Source organism: Micromonospora palythoicola (assembly GCF_036689795.1).
Taxonomy (GTDB): domain Bacteria; phylum Actinomycetota; class Actinomycetes; order Mycobacteriales; family Micromonosporaceae; genus Micromonospora; species Micromonospora palythoicola.
Genome location: NZ_JBAGKI010000015.1, coordinates 78,528 through 98,049, shown reverse-complemented (window position 1 = coordinate 98,049; position 19,522 = coordinate 78,528). Strand labels below are relative to the sequence as shown.

17 protein-coding genes are annotated in these 19,522 nt (G+C 72.0%); 13 read left to right on the top strand and 4 right to left on the bottom strand.

What is annotated here, in order from left to right; translation table 11 throughout:
• Nucleotides 1–25 precede the first annotated feature (25 nt).
• The gene (gene ndk, locus V5O40_RS09685) at nt 26–451 is read left to right on the top strand and encodes a nucleoside-diphosphate kinase (protein ID WP_332905154.1); all 426 of its coding nucleotides are present in this window, start codon (nt 26–28) and stop codon (nt 449–451) included.
• A gap of 14 nt (nt 452–465) precedes the next feature.
• On the opposite strand, the gene sigJ is transcribed toward ndk, so the two are convergent.
• Together sigJ and V5O40_RS09675 are read right to left on the bottom strand one after the other, a co-directional pair.
• On the bottom strand, nt 466–1,344 hold the full coding sequence (gene sigJ / locus V5O40_RS09680; protein ID WP_332905153.1) for an RNA polymerase sigma factor SigJ: 879 nt from the start codon (nt 1,342–1,344) through the stop codon (nt 466–468).
• A complete protein-coding gene (locus tag V5O40_RS09675) occupies nt 1,341–1,781 on the bottom strand; it encodes a carboxymuconolactone decarboxylase family protein (protein ID WP_332905152.1) in 441 nt (146 codons plus the stop codon). Before V5O40_RS09675 ends, sigJ begins: the two co-directional genes overlap by 4 nt.
• A 396-nt stretch (nt 1,782–2,177) precedes the next feature.
• Between V5O40_RS09675 and ileS the strand changes: the two genes are divergently transcribed.
• Nucleotides 2,178–5,324, top strand: a complete 3,147-nt coding sequence (gene ileS, locus V5O40_RS09670) for an isoleucine--tRNA ligase (protein WP_332905151.1) — start codon at nt 2,178–2,180, stop codon at nt 5,322–5,324.
• A 138-nt stretch (nt 5,325–5,462) separates the two neighbouring features.
• Nucleotides 5,463–6,161, top strand: coding sequence for a lysophospholipid acyltransferase family protein (locus V5O40_RS09665; RefSeq protein ID WP_269737824.1), 699 nt, complete (start codon nt 5,463–5,465; stop codon nt 6,159–6,161).
• A 67-nt stretch (nt 6,162–6,228) separates the two neighbouring features.
• On the opposite strand, the gene V5O40_RS09660 is transcribed toward V5O40_RS09665, so the two are convergent.
• The gene (locus V5O40_RS09660; RefSeq protein ID WP_408631850.1) at nt 6,229–7,398 is read right to left on the bottom strand and encodes a hypothetical protein; all 1,170 of its coding nucleotides are present in this window, start codon (nt 7,396–7,398) and stop codon (nt 6,229–6,231) included.
• A gap of 353 nt (nt 7,399–7,751) precedes the next feature.
• Between V5O40_RS09660 and V5O40_RS09655 the strand changes: the two genes are divergently transcribed.
• From V5O40_RS09655 to V5O40_RS09615, 9 genes are all read left to right on the top strand, one after another.
• Nucleotides 7,752–8,423 carry a TMEM175 family protein gene (locus V5O40_RS09655; RefSeq protein WP_332905149.1) on the top strand — a complete coding sequence of 224 codons (672 nt, stop codon included), beginning with the start codon at nt 7,752–7,754 and terminating at the stop codon, nt 8,421–8,423.
• A gap of 60 nt (nt 8,424–8,483) precedes the next feature.
• Nucleotides 8,484–10,469, top strand: a complete 1,986-nt coding sequence (locus tag V5O40_RS09650) for a TIGR03960 family B12-binding radical SAM protein (RefSeq protein ID WP_332905148.1) — start codon at nt 8,484–8,486, stop codon at nt 10,467–10,469.
• A 97-nt stretch (nt 10,470–10,566) separates the two neighbouring features.
• Nucleotides 10,567–11,286 (top strand): TIGR03936 family radical SAM-associated protein, encoded by a 720-nt coding sequence (locus V5O40_RS09645; protein ID WP_332905167.1) that lies wholly within the window; start codon nt 10,567–10,569, stop codon nt 11,284–11,286.
• A 130-nt stretch (nt 11,287–11,416) separates the two neighbouring features.
• Nucleotides 11,417–14,455 carry an Rne/Rng family ribonuclease gene (locus V5O40_RS09640; RefSeq protein ID WP_332905147.1) on the top strand — a complete coding sequence of 1,013 codons (3,039 nt, stop codon included), beginning with the start codon at nt 11,417–11,419 and terminating at the stop codon, nt 14,453–14,455.
• Nucleotides 14,456–14,542: 87 nt separating this feature from the next.
• Nucleotides 14,543–15,148: a hypothetical protein gene (locus V5O40_RS09635; protein WP_332905146.1), complete on the top strand. Its 606-nt coding sequence runs from the start codon at nt 14,543–14,545 to the stop codon at nt 15,146–15,148.
• A 167-nt stretch (nt 15,149–15,315) separates the two neighbouring features.
• Nucleotides 15,316–15,630, top strand: a complete 315-nt coding sequence (gene rplU / locus V5O40_RS09630; RefSeq protein ID WP_093407572.1) for a 50S ribosomal protein L21 — start codon at nt 15,316–15,318, stop codon at nt 15,628–15,630.
• Between the two features lie 11 nt (nt 15,631–15,641).
• Nucleotides 15,642–15,896: a 50S ribosomal protein L27 gene (gene rpmA / locus V5O40_RS09625; RefSeq protein WP_091197044.1), complete on the top strand. Its 255-nt coding sequence runs from the start codon at nt 15,642–15,644 to the stop codon at nt 15,894–15,896.
• Nucleotides 15,897–15,986: 90 nt separating this feature from the next.
• A complete protein-coding gene (gene obgE, locus V5O40_RS09620) occupies nt 15,987–17,438 on the top strand; it encodes a GTPase ObgE (protein WP_332905145.1) in 1,452 nt (483 codons plus the stop codon).
• A gap of 70 nt (nt 17,439–17,508) precedes the next feature.
• A complete protein-coding gene (locus V5O40_RS09615) occupies nt 17,509–17,958 on the top strand; it encodes a GNAT family N-acetyltransferase (protein ID WP_332905144.1) in 450 nt (149 codons plus the stop codon).
• Nucleotides 17,959–18,011: 53 nt separating this feature from the next.
• Here V5O40_RS09615 and V5O40_RS09610 read toward each other — a convergent pair whose 3' ends face one another.
• On the bottom strand, nt 18,012–18,491 hold the full coding sequence (locus V5O40_RS09610; protein ID WP_332905143.1) for a DUF4383 domain-containing protein: 480 nt from the start codon (nt 18,489–18,491) through the stop codon (nt 18,012–18,014).
• Nucleotides 18,492–18,732: 241 nt separating this feature from the next.
• Here V5O40_RS09610 and V5O40_RS09605 point away from each other — a divergent pair, with 241 nt between their 5' ends.
• The gene (locus V5O40_RS09605) at nt 18,733–19,491 is read left to right on the top strand and encodes a hypothetical protein (protein WP_332905142.1); all 759 of its coding nucleotides are present in this window, start codon (nt 18,733–18,735) and stop codon (nt 19,489–19,491) included.
• The last annotated feature ends 31 nt before the right edge of the window (nt 19,492–19,522 follow it).

The following is a 19,522-nucleotide window of genomic DNA, read 5'->3' as shown; positions in this document are numbered from 1 at the left end:
CTTCCGCTCTGAGGAGGAACCCAGCGTGTCCAGCAGCAGCCCGGACGACCGCACGCTCGTCCTGATCAAGCCCGACGCGGTGCGCCGAGGACTGGTGGGCGAGATCATCTCCCGGTTCGAGCGCAAGGGGCTGCGGATCGACGCGATGGTGTCCCGGACGATGGACGCCACGCTGGCCGACGAGCACTACGCCGAGCACGTCGACAAGGCGTTCTACCCGCCGTTGAAGGCGTTCATGACCGGTGGTCCGCTTGTCGCTCTGGTGCTCTCCGGCGACCAGGTCATCGAGGTGGTACGTGGCCTGATCGGGGCCACCGACGGACGCAAGGCCGCCGCCGGCACCATCCGCGGTGACCTGTCCCTGTCCAACCGGGAGAACCTGGTGCACGCCTCCGACTCGGCCGACAGCGCCAAGCGCGAGCTGGCGCTCTGGTTCCCCGAGCTGGGCTGAGCCAGCAGGTCGGCTCAGGCCGCCCAGGGCAGCTTGTCCGGGTTGGCCACCAGGAAGATGTCGGTGATCCGGCCGGCGGCCGTGCCGAGGGTGACCGCGTACGCGTCACCGGCGGCGGTGGTCACCACGGCGGCCGGCTGGCCGTTGAGTTCCGTGCGCCGTACGGTGAGCGGCCAGCTCTTCGCCCGGATGCCCAGCAGGAACCGGACCACCCGGTCGGCGCCGGTGACCGGGTTGCGGGCGGCCCGTACCCGACCGCCGCCGTCGCTCCACGCGGTCGCGTCCGCCGCGACCAGATCGGTGAGCGCGGCCAGGTCACCCTCGGTGGCGGCGGCGATGAACGCCTCCAGCAGCCGCTCCTGCTCGGCCCGGTCGGCGGTGAAGCGGCGCTGGTCGCGCCCGATCCGCACGCTCGCCCGGTGGTGCAACTGACGGCAGTCCTCGGCGGAGCGGTCCAGCAGCTCGGCGATCTCCGCGTAGGGCAGCTCGAAGGCGGTGTGCAGCACGTAGACGGCGCGCTCCGGCGGGGTGAGCCGTTCCAGCAGGTGCAGCAGCGCGGTGGAGAGCGAGTCGCGCAGCTCGGCACGCTCCAGCGGCCCGAACGGCGACGGCGCGGTAGGCACCGGCTCCGGCAACCACGACCCGACGTACGTCTCGCGGGCGGCCTGCCGGGCCCGCAGCCGGTCCATCGACAGGTGGGTCACCACCCGGGACAGGTAGCGCCGCGGCTCACTCACCTCGGCGCGGTCGACCCGCACCCAGCGCAGGTACGCCTCCTGGAGGACGTCCTCGGCGTCGTGGCGGCTACCCAGTAACCGGTAGGCCAGCCCGAGCAGCATCGGCCGGTGCGCGTCGAGCGCACCGGCCGCCTGCGCCGCGTCGACCGGACTCACACGTCCGTCGGCAGCTCGTTGCGGAAGGTCACCGCGATCCGGTTCCACACGTTGATTGTGGCAATGGCCAGAACCAGGTCGGCGAGGGCCTTCTCCGACCAGACCTTCGACGCGGCGTCCCAGACGTCGTCGGGTACGCCGTGCTCGCCCAGCTTCGTCACCGCGTCGGTCAACGCGAGCGCGGCGCGTTCCCGCTCGTCGAAGAAGGGCGCCTCCCGCCAGGTGGCCACCGCGAACAGCCGCCGGCTCGACTCGCCGGCGTCGAGCGCCTCCCGGCTGTGCATGTCGACGCAGTACGCGCAGCCGTTCAGCATCGACGCGCGCAGTTTCACCAGTTCCAGCACGGTGTGCTCGACGTTGGCCCGAACGTACTTCTCCAGCCCCAGCACGGCGCCGAAGGCCTCCGGCGCCACCCCGGCCACGTTGATCCGCTGCATGACAACCTCCCGATGGTTCGGTCCGACACCCCCACGACGGATCGCCGGCCCTGCCGCGTGACCACCGGCCCATGTGACCCCGCTCATGCACCCGCCCCGTGCATCGGCGGTAGGGGGTTATTGGGGCGAGGGGTGGGAGGTGGGGTGGGTATCATGGGCGGGCAGGGCGATGATCCGGCTATCACCGGGGAGCTTCCGGAAGAACGGCCGGGTGACCGGCTCAGTAGAACCGGGCGGGTCCGGCCCGTCACAGCCGGCCAACGAGCGGGCGGTCGATCCTGACCGTCAAGCGGGGTGGTACCGCGGGCTTGGCCCGGCGCGCCGGTGACGGCGTACCGGCAAGGCTCGTCCTCGCAGACCCACGACAGTGAGCGTCAGCGAGGAGAGCGACCGGCGATGGCCTATCCGTTGCACGACCCGACCGCCGGCGGCGTACCGGCGAGCCCGGACCTGCCCGCGGTCGAGCGCCGGGTCCTGGAGCACTGGACGGCCGACAAGACCTTCGAGGCGTCCGTGGACGCCCGCCCGGCCGGCGACGACGGGAAGAACGAGTACGTCTTCTACGACGGCCCGCCGTTCGCCAACGGCCTGCCCCACTACGGCCACCTGTTCACCGGGTACGTCAAGGACGTGGTGCCGCGTTACCAGACCATGCGTGGCCGGCGGGTGGAGCGGCGTTTCGGCTGGGACTGCCACGGCCTGCCCGCCGAGGTGGTCGCCGAGAAGCAGCTCGGCATCACCAGCAAGGCGGAGATCCTCGACCTCGGCGTGGCGCGCTTCAACGACGCGTGCCGCAGCTCGGTGCTGGAGTTCACCCAGGACTGGGAGCGCTACGTCACCCGCCAGGCCCGCTGGGTCGACTTCACCAACGACTACAAGACCCTCGACCTGGACTACATGGAAAGCGTCATGTGGGCCTTCAAGACCCTGCACGACAAGGGCCTGGTCTACGAGGGTTTCCGGGTGCTGGCGTACTGCTGGCGGTGCGAGACGCCGCTGTCGAACACCGAGACCCGGATGGACGACGTCTACCGCGACCGGCACGACCCGACGCTGTCGGTGTGGTTCGAGCTGACCCCCGACGACGCGGCGCCGGAACTGCTCCGGGGGCCGGTGCGGCTCGGTGTCTGGACCACCACCCCGTGGACCCTGCCGTCGAACCTGGCCCTCGCCGTCGGCCCGGACATCGAGTACGCGGTGCTGGAGCGCGACGGCGTCCGTCACCTGGTGGGCGCGGCTCGGCTCGACGCGTACGCCAAGGAACTCGACGGGTACCAGCAGGTCGGCACGGTGCGCGGCGCGGACCTGGTCGGTCGTCGCTACACCCCGCTGTTCGAATTCCTGGTCGCCCACGCCGGTGACAACGCGTACCAGGTGCTCGGCGCGGAGTTCGTGACCACCGAGGACGGCACCGGGATCGTGCACCTGGCCCCCGCGTTCGGTGAGGACGACCAGAACGTCTGCAACGCGGCCGGCATCCCGACCATCGTCACGGTGGACGATCACACCCGGTTCACCGCGCTGGTCCCGCCCTTCGAGGGTGAGCAGGTCTTCGACGTCAACAAGCCGGTGATCCGTCAGCTCAAGGAGCGGGGGGTGGTGCTCAAGCAGGACACCTACACCCACTCGTACCCGCACTGCTGGCGCTGCGACACCCCGCTCGTCTACAAGGCGGTGTCCTCGTGGTTCGTCGCGGTGACCACGTTCAAGGACCGGATGGTCGAGCTGAACCAGCAGATCAACTGGACGCCGGGGCACATCAAGGACGGCTCGTTCGGTAAGTGGCTGGCCAACGCCCGGGACTGGTCGATCAGCCGCAACCGGTTCTGGGGCTCGCCGATCCCGGTGTGGAAGTCCGACGACCCGAACCATCCGCGGGTCGACGTGTACGGGTCGCTGGCCGAGATCGAGCGCGACTTCGGCGTACGCCTGACGGACCTGCACCGGCCGGCGGTGGACGACCTGGTCCGGCCCAACCCCGACGATCCGACCGGGCGCTCGATGATGCGGCGGGTGCCGGAGGTGCTGGACTGCTGGTTCGAGTCCGGCTCGATGCCGTTCGCCCAGGTGCACTACCCGTTCGAGAACGCCGACTGGTTCGAGCACCACTACCCGGGTGACTTCATCGTGGAGTACATGCCGCAGACCCGCGGCTGGTTCTACACCATGCACGTGCTGGCCACCGCGCTGTTCGACCGGCCGGCGTTCCGCAACTGCGTCAGCCACGGCATCCTGCTCGGCTCCGACGGGCGCAAGATGTCCAAGAGCCTGCGCAACTACCCGGACGTCTACCACGTCTTCGACGCGTACGGCTCGGATGCCATGCGCTGGATGCTGATGTCCTCGCCGGTGGTGCGTGGCGGCGACGCGCTGGTCACCGAGGCGGCCATCCGGGACGCGGTGCGGCAGGTGCTGCTGCCGCTGTGGAACGTCTGGTACTTCTTCTCGCTCTACGCCAACGCCGACTCGTACCGGGCGAGGCGGAGGACCGACTCGACGCACCTGCTCGACCGGTACGTGCTGGCGAAGACGAACGAGCTGGTGTCGACGGTCGGCGCGCAGATGGACGTGTACGACATCTCGGGGGCCTGCGCCACCGTCCGGTCCTACCTGGACGCGCTGACCAACTGGTACGTGCGTCGTTCCCGGGACCGGTTCTGGGCGGGCGACGCGGATGCCTTCGACACGCTGTGGACCGTGCTGGAGACGCTCTGCCGGGTGGTGGCGCCGCTGGCGCCGCTCACCGCCGAGGAGATCTGGCGCGGGCTGACCGGCGAGCGGTCGGTGCACCTGACCGACTGGCCGGTGGCCGAGGAGTTCCCGGCCGACCACGAACTGGTCGCCGCGATGGACGCGGTGCGGGCGGTGGCCTCCGCGACGCTGTCGCTGCGCAAGACCAAGGGGCTGCGGGTACGGCTGCCGCTGGCGAAGCTGACCGTGGCCAGTCCGGCGGCCGGGCAGCTGCGGCCTTTCGCCGACCTGGTCGCCGACGAGGTCAACGTGAAGGAGGTCGACGTCACCGACGAGGTGTCGGCGTACTGCCAGCAGGTGTTGACGGTGGTGCCGCGGGCGCTCGGGCCCCGGGTCGGCAAGCAGGTGCAGCAGGTGATCAAGGCGGTCAAGGCGGGGGAGTGGGAGCTGGTCGACGGTGCCCCGGTGGCCGCCGGCGTCACCCTGGCCGAGGGCGAGTACGAGTTGCGCCTGGTCGCCGCCGACGCCGAGCACTCGGCACCGCTGCCCGGTGGTGAGGGGGTGGTGGTGCTGGACACCACGGTCACCGCCGAACTTGCCGCCGAGGGGTTGGCCCGGGACTTCGTCCGGGTGGTGCAGCAGGCGCGCCGGGACGCCGATCTCGACGTGTCCGACCGGATCGTGGTGACGGCGTCTGGTTCCGACGAGGTCCGGGCGGCGGTGGCCGGGTACCGCGACTTCGTGGTCCGGGAGGTGCTGGCCGACAGCGTCGACTTCGCCGACGGGATCGACGGCTTCGCCGGTGAGGTCGGCGAGGGCGTGCCCGTGACCGTGGTGGTTCGTCGCGTGTGAGCTGACCGGAGGGGGCCCTTCCAGCCGGAAGGGCCCCCGCACCCAGCCAGCGGACGGGCCCGACCTCACGCATGCCGTCGTGCGGCGGTCCGCTACGGTGACACCGCCTCTTACCTCACTCGATCCGCCGGAGGACCAGTGCCGCTGCTCTACACCATCGGCAAGCTCACCGTGGGGCCGGCGATGCGGCTGGCGTTCCGTCCGACGGTGGAGGGGCTGGAGCACATCCCGGAGCAGGGCGGCGCGATCTTCGCCGGCAACCACCTGTCGGTGGCCGACGAGCTGTTCCTCGGCACGGTGGTCCCCCGGCACCTGGCGTTCTGGGCCAAGTCCGAGTACTTCACCGGCACCGGCGTCAAGGGCCGCTTCTCCAAGTTCGTCCTCACCGGTCTCGGCGCGATCCCGGTGGAGCGGGCCGGTGGCCGTGCCGCACTGGCCGCGTTCGACGCCGCCATCCCGGCACTCAAGGGCGGTGACCTGGTGGTGGTGTACCCGGAGGGCACCCGTTCGCCGGACGGGCGACTGTACCGGGGACGTACCGGGGCGGTCCGGCTCGCCATCGCGGCCGGCGTGCCGATCATCCCGGTGGGGATGATCGGCACCGAGAAGGTGCAGCCGATCGGTGCCCGGGTGCCGCGTCCCTTCACCGGAAAGATCACCATCAGGTTCGGCAAGCCGCTCGACTTCACCGGCCGCTCCGACGACCGGCTGTCGCTGCGACAGTTGACCGACGAGATGATGGGTGAGATTCAGAAGCTCACCGGCCAGGAGTACGTGCCGCGCTACGCGCCGCCGCGGGCCCATCCGCCGGTCAGCGGAGAGACCGACGCCGGCTGAGCCGGCGTTGCCCGAGCCGCGTCCGGCCGGTTGACGCATGACCGGGGCGGGTGGTCGGCGGCCTCGGTCAACCGTCGGTGGTGACGATCTGGTCCCGTAGGGTGCCCAGCAGCCGGGAGCTGTCCTCCACGGAGAGCCCGGTGAAGACACCCGTGGTGATGCTGCCGTGGTCGGCCGAGGTGCACACCACCGCGCCGACCCCGTCGGTGCGTCCCACGGCGCAGCGCTCGTGACGGCCCCGGACGCCGGTCTCCATGACCTGCTTCTCGCCGAGTGCGTACTGGTCCTTGAGGCGCTCGATCTCGGCGTCGGCGTCGGCCGACGGGGTGAACCGGAAACCGGTGCCGCCGAAGACGGTCACCCGCTTGCCGTTGCTGGTGTGGTAGATCCCGGCGAAGGTGTCGTCGGCCAGCCAGTGTGACTGGCGCATCTGGGTCTCCAACTGCCGCGCGTCGCGGGCGCTGCGCGGGTCCTCGCGCAGCCGCAGGTCGGCCACCTGCTGGGGCAACGCGGCGGTGGCCGGGTACTGGCTGGCCATCGGCATGCCGTAGTAGGCCGGGCAGCCGCAGCAGCAGGCCAGGGTCAGCAGCAGCAACCAGGGCCAACGGCGACGCTTGCGGACCGGGACCGGGACGTACCCCGCGGGCGGTTGCCAGCCGGGCGGCGGCGCCACAGGTGCGGCCTTCCGCTTACCCCGCCGACCACCCGGCGGTGGTGGTGCCGGCGGGCCGGCCGGGCCGGGCGGGTAGGGGCCGGGCGGTGGTGGCTGCTGCTGCGGCCCGACCCTGGGCGGGGGCTGGTGCTGCGGCGGGGGCTGGTGCTGCGGCGCTGGCAGGGGCGGCGGAACCGGCGAGACCGGTGCCGGGGGTCCGGAGTACGGCCGGGTCGGCGGTGGGCTCGGGTAGGACAGCGTCGGCGGCAGGGCGGGAAAATCGGTCGAGGGGAGATCCCAGCCGCTCGTGTCGACGCCGGCCCACGGGTCGACCGGCGTCTGGTGCTCCGGCTGCGGCACCGGGGGCGCCGGCGGTGGGGTGGGTTCGGCCGACTCGCCCCAGCCCCGTCGGCGCGGTGTTGCCGGCGGTACCGGTGCCGAGCCGCTCCAGCGCGGGGTCGCCGTCTCCGGCGCGGACTCGGGCAGCACGCGGGTGCCCTGCGGACCGACCGGCGGTGCCGGCGGGACGGGGGGCTGTCCGTCGTCCTGGTCGGCGGGTGGGCCGACCCGGGTGGGTGCCGCCATGTCGGCGGGCGGGCCCGCCTCGGTGGGTGCCACGTCGGCGGGCTGGGTGTCGGCCGGCGTGGTCTCGGCCGAGCCGGCCGACTGGCCGTCGGCCGCTGTGGGATCGTCGGCCAGTTCGTGGGGGACCGCCGGCTCCCCGTCCCGGTTTTCGTCCGGACGGCTCCCGTCGACCGGCCGGTCGGCTCCCGGCTGCGGCTCCGGCATCGCGGCAATCTCCTCTCGCGCCGGTCCGAGGTTAGTACCGGTGTGCCACCCGGGCCGACCCGGGATGACGGGACGGCTGATCCGAGCGGGTTCGCCGGCAGGTGTCCGTTCACCGATGGTGGTCGGATGGATACCCTTAGTCTCGGCCTATGTCCGAATCGGAGACGAAGTCCGGTACGTCACCGGTGAGCGGTATCGGGCGGATGACGGGCTTCAGCGACGGGGTCTTCGCCATCGTGATCACCCTGCTGGTGATCGAGCTGCGGGTGCCCGAACACCGGCCGGGGGAGTTGCTGTCCGCCCTGCTCGAACAGGCTTCGGTCTACCTGGCCTTCCTGCTCTCGTTCGGGTACGTCGGCGTGATCTGGCTCAACCACCACAGCGTGCTGCGCCTGATCCGGGCGACCACGATCGGCCTCAACTGGATCAACCTGTGGCTGCTGCTCGGGATCGTGATCATTCCGTTTCCGACAATGGTGCTGGCCGACGCCTTCGCCCACGCGGGCACCGACGGTGACCGGCGGGTCGCCGTGCTGCTCTACGCGCTCGCGGCGGCCTCGATGTCCGCGCCGTGGCTCGCCTTCTTCGGTTATCTGCGTCGCCACCCGTCGCTGCTCGCCGAGGGGGTCGACGAGGACTACGTGTCCGCCCAGCGGATCCGTCCGGTGGTCGGCATGGCGCTCTACCTCATCACCGGGGCGCTGGGCTGGTTCGTCAGCCCGGTTCTCGGGCTCCTCGGCATCGGCGTCATGATTATCTTTCATTCACTGACCAGCGGAGGCCTGCGATTCGGGCGGTGGCGGCGGCGAAGGCCGGCCTGACCGGTCGCACTCGCCCTGTCGGCGCGGACGCCGGGGAGACACCGCGTACCCTTGGGCATCATGAGCGTCCCGTCCACCACTTCACGTCCCGTGGCGGCCAACTCCGTGTGGCCCCGCCTGGAGCCGCTGCTGCCCCAGGTGACCAAGCCCATCCAGTACGTCGGCGGTGAGCTGGGCGCGGTGGTCAAGGAGTGGGACGCGGCGACCGTACGGTGGGCGCTGATGTACCCGGACGCGTACGAGGTGGGGCTGCCCAACCAGGGTGTGCAGATCCTCTACGAGGTGCTCAACGAGCTGCCGGACACCCTCGCCGAGCGCACCTACGCGGTCTGGCCGGACCTGGAGAAGCTGATGCGCGCCCACGGCGTGCCGCAGTTCACCGTCGACGCCCACCGTCCGGTCCGCGACTTCGACCTGTTCGGCGTGTCGTTCGCCACCGAGCTGGGCTACACCAACCTGCTCGCCGCGATCGACCTGGCCGGCATCCCGCTGCTCGCCGCCGACCGCACCGACGCCGACCCGGTGATCGTGGCCGGCGGGCACGCCGCGTTCAACCCCGAGCCCATCGCCGACTTCGTCGACGCCGCCGTGCTCGGCGACGGCGAGGAGGCGGTCCTGGAGATCACCGGCATCGTCCGGGAGTGGAAGGCCGAGGGCTGCCCGGGCGGCCGGGACGAGCTGCTGCTGCGGCTGGCCCGTACCGAGAGCGTCTACGTGCCGCGCTTCTACGACGTGGACTACCTGCCGGACGGCCGGATCCAGCGGGTCGTGCCGAACCGGGCGGACGTGCCGTTCCGGGTGCACAAGCGCACCACGATGGACCTGGACGCCTGGCCGTACCCGAAGAAGCCGCTCGTGCCGCTGGCCGAGACGGTGCACGAGCGGTACGCGGTGGAGATCTTCCGGGGCTGCACCCGGGGTTGCCGGTTCTGTCAGGCCGGCATGATCACCCGTCCGGTGCGGGAGCGTTCGATCACCACGGTCGGGCAGATGGTGCAGCAGGGGCTGGAGTTCTCCGGCTTCCACGAGGTGGGGCTGTTGTCGCTGTCGTCGGCCGACCACTCCGAGATCGGCGACATGTGCTCCGGCCTGGCCGAGCAGTACCAGGGCACCAACGTCTCGCTCTCGTTGCCGTCGACCCGGGTGGACGCCTTCAACATCGAGCTGGCCCAGGAGTTGTCCCGCAACGGCCGACGGACCGGTCTGACCTTCGCCCCGGAGGGCGGGTCGGAGCGGATCCGCAAGGTCATCAACAAGATGGTGTCCAAGGACGACCTGATCCGTACGGTGGTCACCGCGTACACCAACGGCTGGCGTCAGGTGAAGCTCTACTTCATGTGCGGTCTGCCCACCGAGACGGACGCCGACGTCCTGGAGATCGCCGACATGGCGCACGAGGTGATCCGGGCCGGGCGCGCCGCGACCGGCTCCAAGGACATCCGGTGCACCGTCTCCATCGGCGGGTTCGTGCCCAAGCCGCACACGCCGTTCCAGTGGGCGGCCATGCAGCGACCCGAGGTCATCGATCACCGACTCCGGCTGCTCAAGCAGGCCATCAACGCCGACCGTTCGCTCGGGCGGGCCATCGGGTACCGCTACCACGACGGTGAGCCGTCGCTGATCGAGGGCCTGCTGTCCCGGGGTGACCGTCGGGTCGGCGCGGTGATCCGCCGGGTCTGGGAGAACGGCGGGCGGTTCGACGGCTGGAGCGAGCACTTCTCGTACCAGCGTTGGGTGGACGCGGCGGCCGAGGTGCTGCCCGGTTTCGGGGTGGACCTCGACTGGTACACCACCCGGGAGCGCGACGAGCTGGAGGTCCTGCCCTGGGACCACCTGGACTCGGGCCTGGACAAGGATTGGCTCTGGCAGGACTGGCAGGACGCGCTCGGCGAGTACGAGCAGGACGACTGCCGGTGGACGCCCTGCTTCGACTGCGGCGTCTGCCCGGCGATGGACACCGAGATCCAGATCGGCCCGACCGGCCGGAAGCTGCTTCCGTTGACCCCGGTCAACGGCATGAAGCTGTCCGCCGGCGCCCAGCAGTAGTCCGGCGCACGGGTGGGGCCCGACACCGAGGAGCACGACGATCAGTAGGAAACCACAGCCCGAGGGCGGCCAGGCACCGGTCGTCCAGCGCGTCCGGATCCGGTACGCCAAGCGTGGCCCGCTGCGGTTCACCTCGCACCGGGACTTCGCCCGCGCCTTCGAGCGGGCGCTGCGCCGGGCCGGCGTACCGGTCGCCTTCTCCCAGGGCTTCACCCCGCACCCGAAGATCTCGTACGCCAGCGCGGCACCGACCGGAGTGGCCAGCGAGGCGGAGTACCTGGAGATCGGCCTGCGTGAGCCGGTCGATCCGGAGCAGCTACGGATGGCGCTGGACGCGGCGCTCTCGCCCGGCCTCGACGTGCTCGACGCCGTGGTGGCCAGCGGTGCCAGCCTGCCCGACCGGATCGAGGCGTCCCGCTGGCGGATCGAGTTGCCGCAGGTGGATCCCGACGTGCTGGCCAAGGCCGTGGCCGTCTTCACCGCCGCCGACGAGGTGCTGGTCGAGCGGATGACCAAGCAGGGACGGCGCACCTTCGACGCCCGCGCCGCAGTCGTCGACATCGATGTGATCGCCGCTTCGGCGACGCCTTCCGAGGACCCGGTCGTACCGTGTGCGATACTCGAACTGGTCGTGCGGCAGGTCACCCCGTCCGTGCGGCCCGATGACGTCCTTTCCGGCTTCCGCGTGGTGGCCGGCCTGGAGCCGCCGGTGGCCCCGAAGGTGATCCGGCTGGCTCAGGGCACGCTGACCGCGCAGGGCGCGATCGTGGACCCGCTGGACGCGGACCGCGACGGGGCAACCATCGGCGGGCGCTGACCGACGGTCGGCGTCCAGGCAGGCAGACTTCGCCGGCGCGCACCCCGTGCGCCCGGGGAAACACCTTTTGCGGCAACCCTGCGTGGCAGCGCTCACCCGCGCCCGGGGAAGCCAGAACTGGAGAACGTCCATGCTCGAGAACGAGCCCGAGGGCAGCGAACGGGCCGGCATCAACCCGGCCGACGAGAACAGCGCGGCGGAGGTGGCCGGTGCGATCCCGCCGCAGGACGCGACGGAACCCGAACCGGTCGCCGATCCGCCGGAGGAGATCCCCGGTGCCGTGAGTGGCACCGCCGACCTCGGTGGCGTCGCCGACCTGGGTGGCGCACCCGGCCTCGAGCCCGCCTCCCGGCGTCGGACGACCCGCCGCCGGGCCACCTCGGTGAGCCGGCCCGAGCAGACCGACGCACCGGTCGAGGCGTCCGGTGCGGCGACCGCAGGCAGCGGTGAAGCCCCCCAGGCCGAGGTGCTCGCCCCGGTCTCCGGTGACCTCGACCCGGCCGCGAAGACACCGCGCCGCCGGCGCAAGGCGACCACCGGCCAGAAGGCCGTGGAGGAGCCGTTGGCCGTGGCCGAGGCGGAGGCCGCCGACAGCGACGTGGTGCCGCCGGTCAAGGTGACCCGTACCCGGCGCCGGAAGTCCACGACCGCGCCCGCCGAAGCCGTGACCGAGCCGCCCGCCCAGGCCGAGCCGACGCAGCCGCCCAGCGACGCCGATCTCGCGCCGGCGGCCGGCACCGACTTCGGTTCCGCCGCGTTGCCCCCCGAGGGCGCCGCCGATCCGACACAGCCGGCCGAGACCACCGAACCGGTGGCTGCCGTCGAACCTGACGCCGCTGCCCAGGTGACGGCGCCGGCCGAGCCCGAGGGCCGGTCCCGCCGTCGCAAGGCCGCCCTCACCGCGCCGACGGTGCTGTTCATGGCACCGGAAGAGGTGATCGCCGCCCGCGCCGCCGCCCAGCCCGCCGAGGAGGAACCCGCCGAGGAGCCGGCCGAGCCGTCGCGGCGGCGTCGCCGGGGCCGGCGGGAGGCCGAGCCGACGGTGGTGGCCGAGCCCGAGGAGGAACCCGCCGCCGCGGCCGAGGAGGTCGCCGAGGAGGAGGACGACGAGGAGACCGCGAGTGGCCGGCGTCGCCGCCGACGCGGTCGCCGGGGCCGGGGCCGGGGCAAGGGCGGTGCCGAGGACGGCGAGGACACCGAGGAGGGCGCGGCCGAGGAGACCGTCCAGGCCGAGACGGACGAGTCCGAGTCCGAGTCCGAGGAGGGCGACGAGGCCGAGGGCGACGGGATGACCCGTCGCCGTCGTCGGCGGCGTCGGCGGGGGGCCGGCGACGCCGACGGCACCGACGACGACGGTGTGCCCACCGTGGTGAAGATCAGGGAGCCGCGCCGAACGGTCGACGAGGTGCAGGGTGTCTCCGGCTCGACCCGGTTGGAGGCCAAGCGGCAGCGCCGCCGGGACGGCCGCGAGCAGCGCCGGACCCGCCCGCCGATCCTGAGCGAGTCGGAGTTCCTGGCCCGCCGCGAGGCGGTCGACCGGGTCATGGCGGTGCGCCAGCGCGGCGACCGGACCCAGATCGCCGTGCTCGAGGACGGCGTCCTGGTCGAGCACTACGTCACCCGCAGTTCCGCCGGGACCATGGCCGGCAACGTCTACCTCGGCAAGGTGCAGAACGTGCTGCCGAGCATGGAGGCGGCGTTCGTCGACATCGGCCGAGGACGCAACGCTGTCCTGTACGCCGGCGAGGTCAACTGGGACACCACCGGCCTGGAGGGCAGGGCCCGTTCGATCGAGCAGGCCCTCAGGTCCGGTGACTCGGTGCTGGTGCAGGTCACCAAGGACCCGATCGGGCACAAGGGGGCCCGGTTGACCAGCCACGTCGCGCTCTCCGGCCGGCACCTGGTCTACGTACCCGGTGGCAACGCCTCCGGGATCAGCCGCAAGCTGCCGGACACCGAACGTAAGCGACTGCGTGACGTGTTGAAGAAGCTCGTGCCCGACGGCGCCGGAGTGATCGTCCGGACCGCGGCCGAGGGCGCCAGCGAGGACGAGTTGGCCCGGGACGTCAAGCGCCTCCAGGCGCAGTGGGAGGACATCCAGGCGAAGGCCGCCGAGGGCGGTGCGCCGGTGCTTCTCTACCAGGAGCCCGATCTCGTGATCCGGGTGGTCCGCGACCTGTTCAACGAGGACTTCCGCGAGCTGGTCATGGAGGGCGACGAGGCGTACGACATGGTCGAGTCGTACCTGTCGCACGTGTCGCCGGACCTGGTGGCGCGGCTGCGGCGGCACGTCGGCACCACGGACGTGTTCGCCGAGTACCGCATCGACGAGCAGATCCTCAAGGGTCTCGACCGCAAGGTCTTCCTGCCCTCCGGTGGCCACCTGGTGATCGACCGCACCGAGGCGATGACGGTGGTCGACGTGAACACCGGCAAGTACACCGGTGCCGGGGGGAACCTGGAGGAGACGGTCACCCGAAACAACCTCGAGGCGGCCGAGGAGATCGTCCGGCAGTTGCGGCTGCGGGACATCGGCGGAATCGTGGTGATCGACTTCATCGACATGGTGCTGGAGTCGAACCGGGAACTCGTGCTGCGTCGGCTGACCGAGTGCCTGGGCCGCGACCGTACCAAGCACCAGGTCACCGAGATCACGTCACTCGGTCTGGTGCAGATGACCCGCAAGCGGATCGGTGCCGGGCTGCTGGAGGCGTTCAGCGAGACCTGCGAGTGCTGCAAGGGCCGGGGCCTGGTCATCCACACCGAACCGGTGCCGGAGAAGACGCGCTCCGGCGGCGGGGACAAGGTCAAGGCGGTCGCCTCGGCGGGTGCCCCGGCGGCCGAGCAGACGACTGGTTCGTCCCGGCGCCGAGCGCGTAAGGGCGCCGCCGCGGCGGAGCGGACCGTGGTGGAGGTCACCGAGACGGAGACCACGAGCACCGCTGACGCCGACTACCACGACACCATGGGATACGACCTGTCGCGGTACGAGACGGACACACCGGCCGCGCCGGACGTCGCCGACAGCCAGCAGGGTGAGTCGGCCCGGCTCGCCGCCCCGGACGACCCGGACGCGCTCGGTGAGACCGACGAGGACGACGGTGGCGAGGGCGGCACCGGTCGGCGTCGTTCCCGTCGTGGCGGTGCGCGTCGCCGTACCCGGCCCTGACGGTCGCCGGTAGGGCCAGCTGCGCCCGACGGTCAACGAGCCCCGCCCGGTGGTGATGTCCGCCGGGCGGGGCGTCCCGTATCGTCGATGAGCGGCCGCCCGGCCGGTCCGGGCCTGGCCGGCCCCGTCGGTGCCCCGGCACCTGGCGGGTCGACCGGGCCGCCGAAGGAGGAGTCGATGCGCCGACCGCTCGCCGTCATCGTGGCCGCCGCCGCGCTGCTCGTCGGCACCGCCTGCTCGGCCGAGCGCGGCGACCCGGCCGAACCGGCCGCCCCGACCTCGACGCGCGTCGAGGTCACCGCCGGCCCGGCGACACCCACCCCGGAGCAGCCGGTGGCGACCCCCGCTCCGGGGGCGGCGGGCGGAAACGCCCCGGAGGTCTGCGCCGCCGCGCAACAGGCGAGCGGTGCGGCGGGCAAGAAGTACGTCGAGCACCTCGCCGCGATGGTCACGGCGACCGGCGCGGGTGACACCGCCGACGCGCAGGCCGCCGGCCGGCGGGCCGAGGCGGCCCTGTCCGACTGGGAGAAGGCGCTCAGAGCGCAGGCGGCCCGCGCCGACGACCGGCAGCTCAAGGAGCTGCTGACGGAGCTGTCGACCGAGGTCGGTCGGCTCGGCACCGACATCGAGGCGCTCGAGGGCGCTTCGCTCGACCGGTTGCAGCAGCGCCTCGACCAGCTCTGCGCCCGCTGACCGGCCCGGCCCGGTTTGGGTCCCGGCCCGAGGATGGCGTACGCTAGCCTGCGGCGCACTTTGGTGTGCCGAGTTCCCGCGTGCCCGCGCCGCCGTGCTTCTGCTGCCCGGCGAGCCGCCGTGGGGACGACCAGTCAGCAGCCTCAACGACAGGGAGTCCGCCTCCGATGTACGCGATCGTCAAGACCGGCGGCAAGCAGTACAAGGTCGCCGAGGGCGACGTGATCGAGGTCGAGAAGCTCACCGGTGCCCCCGGTGACGCGGTGAAGCTCGCCGCGGTGCTCCTCGTCGACGGTGACGACCTGGTGACCGACGCGGCGAAGCTCGCTCAGGTCGAGGTGTCCGGCGAGATCGCCGCGCACACCAAGGGCCCGAAGATCCGGATCCACAAGTTCAAGAACAAGACCGGCTACCACAAGCGCCAGGGTCACCGCCAGCCGTTGACCCAGGTCAAGGTGACCGGCATCTCCAGCGGGAAGTAGGTCGTCCTCCAATGGCTCACAAAAAGGGTGCGTCCAGCTCGCGTAACGGTCGTGACTCCGCGGCCCAGCGACTCGGCGTGAAGCGCTTCGGTGGTCAGGTCGTCAGCGCGGGCGAGATCCTCATCCGTCAGCGTGGCACCAAGTTCCACCCCGGTGACCTGGTCGGCCGCGGCGGAGACGACACGCTCTTCGCGCTGGCCGCCGGTGCGGTCCAGTTCGGCACCCGGCGCGGTCGCAAGACCGTGAGCATCGTGCCGCAGCAGTAGCTGTCCGGCGTAAGCGGGCCGTGGACCTGATGTCCCGGCCCGCTTCGCCTTTTCTCGCGCGGGGCCGGGCTCCGCTGGAAGGATGACGTCGTGACGACGTTCGTTGACCGGGTCGTCCTGCATCTGCAGGCCGGCGACGGCGGGCACGGCTGTGTCTCGATCCACCGGGAGAAGTTCAAGCCGTTCGGCGGCCCGGACGGAGGCAACGGCGGGCACGGCGGCAGCGTCTCCCTGGTGGTCGACCCGCAGGTGCACACGCTGCTCGACTTCCACTTCCGACCGCACGTCAAGGCGGAGAACGGCCGGGGCGGCGCGGGCTCGAACCGGGACGGCGGTAACGGTGCCGACCTGGTGCTCAAGGTGCCCGACGGCACGGTGGTGCAGACCAGCGACGGCACCGTGCTGGCCGACATGGTCGGTGCCGGCACCACCTTCGAGGTGGCCCGGGGCGGTCGCGGTGGCCGGGGCAACGCCTCGCTGGCCAACGCGCGCCGTAAGGCGCCCGGCTTCGCCGAGCTGGGTGAGCCGGGCGAGCAACTTGACGTGGTGCTGGAGCTGAAGAGCGTCGCCGACGTCGGGCTGGTGGGTTTCCCGTCGGCCGGGAAGTCGTCGCTCATCTCGGTCATCTCCGCCGCCAAGCCCAAGATCGCCGACTACCCGTTCACCACGCTGGTGCCGAACCTCGGCGTCGTCCGGCTCGACAACCACACGTTCACCGTCGCCGACGTGCCCGGGCTGATCCCGGGCGCGGCCACCGGCAAGGGGTTGGGGCTGGAGTTCCTCCGGCACGTCGAGCGCTGTGCGGTGCTGGTGCACGTCATCGACACCGCCACCCTGGAGCCGGGGCGCGACCCGCTGGCCGACATCGACACCATCGAGGCGGAGTTGGCCGAGTACGGCGGGCTGGCCGACCGGCCCCGGCTGGTCGCGCTGAACAAGGTCGACGTGCCGGACGGCCGCGACCTCGCCGAGATCGTCCGGCCCGACCTGGAAGCGCGTGGTCTGCGGGTCTTCGAGGTCTCCGCGGCCACCCGCGAGGGGCTCAAGGAGCTCATGTACGCGATGGCGGAACTGGTCGACCAGTCGCGGGCGGCGGCACCACCGGCCGAACCGACGCGGATCGTGATCCGGCCGAAGGCGGTCGACGACGCCGGCTTCACCATCGAGGCCGAGGACGACGGCTCGTACACCGTGCGCGGTGTCCGTCCGCTGCGCTGGGTGCGCCAGACGAACTTCGACAACGACGAGGCGGTCGGCTACCTCGCCGACCGGCTGGCCCGGCTCGGCGTCGAGGAGCAGTTGGCCAAGGCGGGCGCCCAGCCCGGTGACCTGGTTCGGATCGGCGACCGGGAGTTCGACTGGCAACCCACCCTCTACGCCGGTGCCGAGTTCGTCCCGGGCGCCCGGGGCCGTGACGTCCGGCTGGAGGAGAAGCCGACCCGGGCCAGCGCGGCCGAGCGGCTGGCGGCCCGCAAGGCACGCCGGCAGCGACCCGCCGACGAGGTCGAGCCGGCCCCCGCCGACGGGAACGACGCCGAATAGCTCGATGCGCTCCGAAATGGGGACGACTGCTGGAAACCTTCGCGAAATTTCGTCGCCCTAGCGTGGGGTGATGCTTATCGAGTCCCGCCCGCTGACGGATCCGGAGGTCGCCGCACTCGCCACGGCCGGGCAGCGTGAACTCCGTGAGGTCGCCGGCGGGGCCGTCGGGCGGGACATCGGGACGCGCGGGGACACCTGCTGGCTGACGGTCGTGATCGCCGGCCGCGCGGTGGCGTGCGGCGGGATGCGGGTGTGCGACGACGACACCGGCGAGCTGGAGCAGGTGTACGTGCGTCCGGCCTACCGACGCCGGGGCATCGCCCGCCAACTGGTCGCCGCGCTGGAGGAGCTGGCGTACCAGCGGGGATACTCGATGGTGCGGGTGGAGGCCGGTCCGCACCGTCCGGCGGTGGCCCTCTTCCGGGCCTGCGGTTACGAGCCGATCTCCGCTGCCGGTGCGCCCGGTGACGGCGCGCCGTATCCGGAGTGCTTCGCCAAACGGCTACCGGTGCCGGCCTGAGCCCGAGGCTCCCGGCCGGGTCCGAGGTGGCCGGCGGCCTCTGCGTCGCGGCGTCAGGGACGGTCGAACGGGCGGTCGAGACGGCTGCCGCTGCCGCCGGCCCGCGCCGACAGCAGCAGCCCGAGCAGGAGCATCCCGAGGCCGAGCCCCAGGTGCAGCCAGTTGTCCGCGTCGTTGAGCGGGACGAAGTTCGCCGCGCTCTCCTCGCCGACGGCCAGCCCGTAGATCCACAACCCGAGGTAGAGCGCACCGCCGGCGACGAGATAGAGCCGGGCACCGGCCACGCCGCGCGCCAGCACCAGCCCGGCCGCGGCGAAGCCGAGGTGCAACAGGTTGTGCAGGACCGAGACCTGGAAGAGACCGAGGAGCCGGGCACCGGAGTGGTGCCCCGCGAAGGTCATGTCGCCGTAGTCGGTGGTGATACCGGGCACGAACCCGAGCACCCCGAGCAGCAGGAACACTCCCGCCACGACCAGGGCGGCGAGCTGTACCCGGGTACGCGAGGCGCGGCCACCCGCTGACCGACGCGCCATCGATGTCACCTCCGTGGATCCGCGAGAGCCCCCCGCAACGGTCTGGCAGCTCGACGCGACACTCCGTGAGGTGACGTTGGTCCCGCCGATCCTTCATCTTGTTGCCCGCGCCGGGCGGTCCGCAGGGAAATGCCCGATCGGGCATGGGTGGCCGATCGCAGGGTAGGTCAATCAGCGGCAGCGGCGACATCGTCCGCCGCACCCCCAACACCCGCGACGATCCCGCAGCGGAAGGGACATCATGACCTACGATCTGTCATCGACCCCCAGGACCCACGAGCCCGATTCGCCGAACGGCGGCGGCGTCCGCGAACAGGCCCACCAGATGGGCTCGGAGGCGGCGCACGCCGGTGCGACGGTGGCCGAGACCGCCCGGGAACAGGGTCGGGAGGTCGGCCGGGAGGCCGCCCGCCAGGCCCGGGACCTGTATGGCGAGGCTCGGACGCAACTCGCCGGCCAGGCTGGTGAGCAGCAGCGGCGCGCGGCCGGCGGGCTGCGCTCGCTGGCCGACGAGATGCGTTCGATGGCCGACAACGGTGGCCAGGGCGGCCCGGTGAGCGAGCTCGCCCGGCAGGCCTCCGACCGGGTGCACGGTGTGGCCGGTTGGCTGGAGCAGCGCGAGCCCGGCGACCTGCTCACCGAGGTACGCGACTACGCGCGCCGCAACCCCGGCACCTTCCTGGTCGGTGCGGCCCTGCTCGGCGCGGTGGCCGGCCGGCTGACCCGCAACCTCTCCGCGAGTGGCGACGACCGCCCCGCCAACTCCGCCAGCGAAGACCTGTACGGCGATCCTGACCGGACGGTGGCCTTGCCGACGCAGGCCCCGCCGCCGGCCGGCTCGACGGGTGTGCCCGCTGGAGGAAGCCGCGATCCCCGCACCCAGCCCGCCGACCTCCGGCTGGTCGACGAGGGGTACTCCGGCACGGGCACACCGCTGCCCCCGGTGGAGCGGACCGATCCACTGCCGGGCGTGCCGTCGAGCGGGACCACCCGGCCGTGAGGACCCGAGTCATCCGAAGGGAGGCGGCGCA

Coding starts and splice junctions, on each gene's coding strand:
- V5O40_RS09635 (WP_332905146.1), top strand. CDS start 14,543: ATGAGCGGCCGCCCGGCCGGTCCGGGCCTGGCCGGCCCCGTCGGTGCC.
- V5O40_RS09615 (WP_332905144.1), top strand. CDS start 17,509: ATGCTTATCGAGTCCCGCCCGCTGACGGATCCGGAGGTCGCCGCACTC.
- V5O40_RS09650 (WP_332905148.1), top strand. CDS start 8,484: ATGAGCGTCCCGTCCACCACTTCACGTCCCGTGGCGGCCAACTCCGTG.
- V5O40_RS09660 (WP_408631850.1), bottom strand. CDS start 7,398: ATGGCGGCACCCACCCGGGTCGGCCCACCCGCCGACCAGGACGACGGA.
- rpmA (WP_091197044.1), top strand. CDS start 15,642: ATGGCTCACAAAAAGGGTGCGTCCAGCTCGCGTAACGGTCGTGACTCC.
- V5O40_RS09610 (WP_332905143.1), bottom strand. CDS start 18,491: ATGGCGCGTCGGTCAGCGGGTGGCCGCGCCTCGCGTACCCGGGTACAG.
- rplU (WP_093407572.1), top strand. CDS start 15,316: ATGTACGCGATCGTCAAGACCGGCGGCAAGCAGTACAAGGTCGCCGAG.
- V5O40_RS09675 (WP_332905152.1), bottom strand. CDS start 1,781: ATGCAGCGGATCAACGTGGCCGGGGTGGCGCCGGAGGCCTTCGGCGCC.
- V5O40_RS09640 (WP_332905147.1), top strand. CDS start 11,417: ATGCTCGAGAACGAGCCCGAGGGCAGCGAACGGGCCGGCATCAACCCG.
- V5O40_RS09605 (WP_332905142.1), top strand. CDS start 18,733: ATGACCTACGATCTGTCATCGACCCCCAGGACCCACGAGCCCGATTCG.
- V5O40_RS09655 (WP_332905149.1), top strand. CDS start 7,752: ATGTCCGAATCGGAGACGAAGTCCGGTACGTCACCGGTGAGCGGTATC.
- ileS (WP_332905151.1), top strand. CDS start 2,178: ATGGCCTATCCGTTGCACGACCCGACCGCCGGCGGCGTACCGGCGAGC.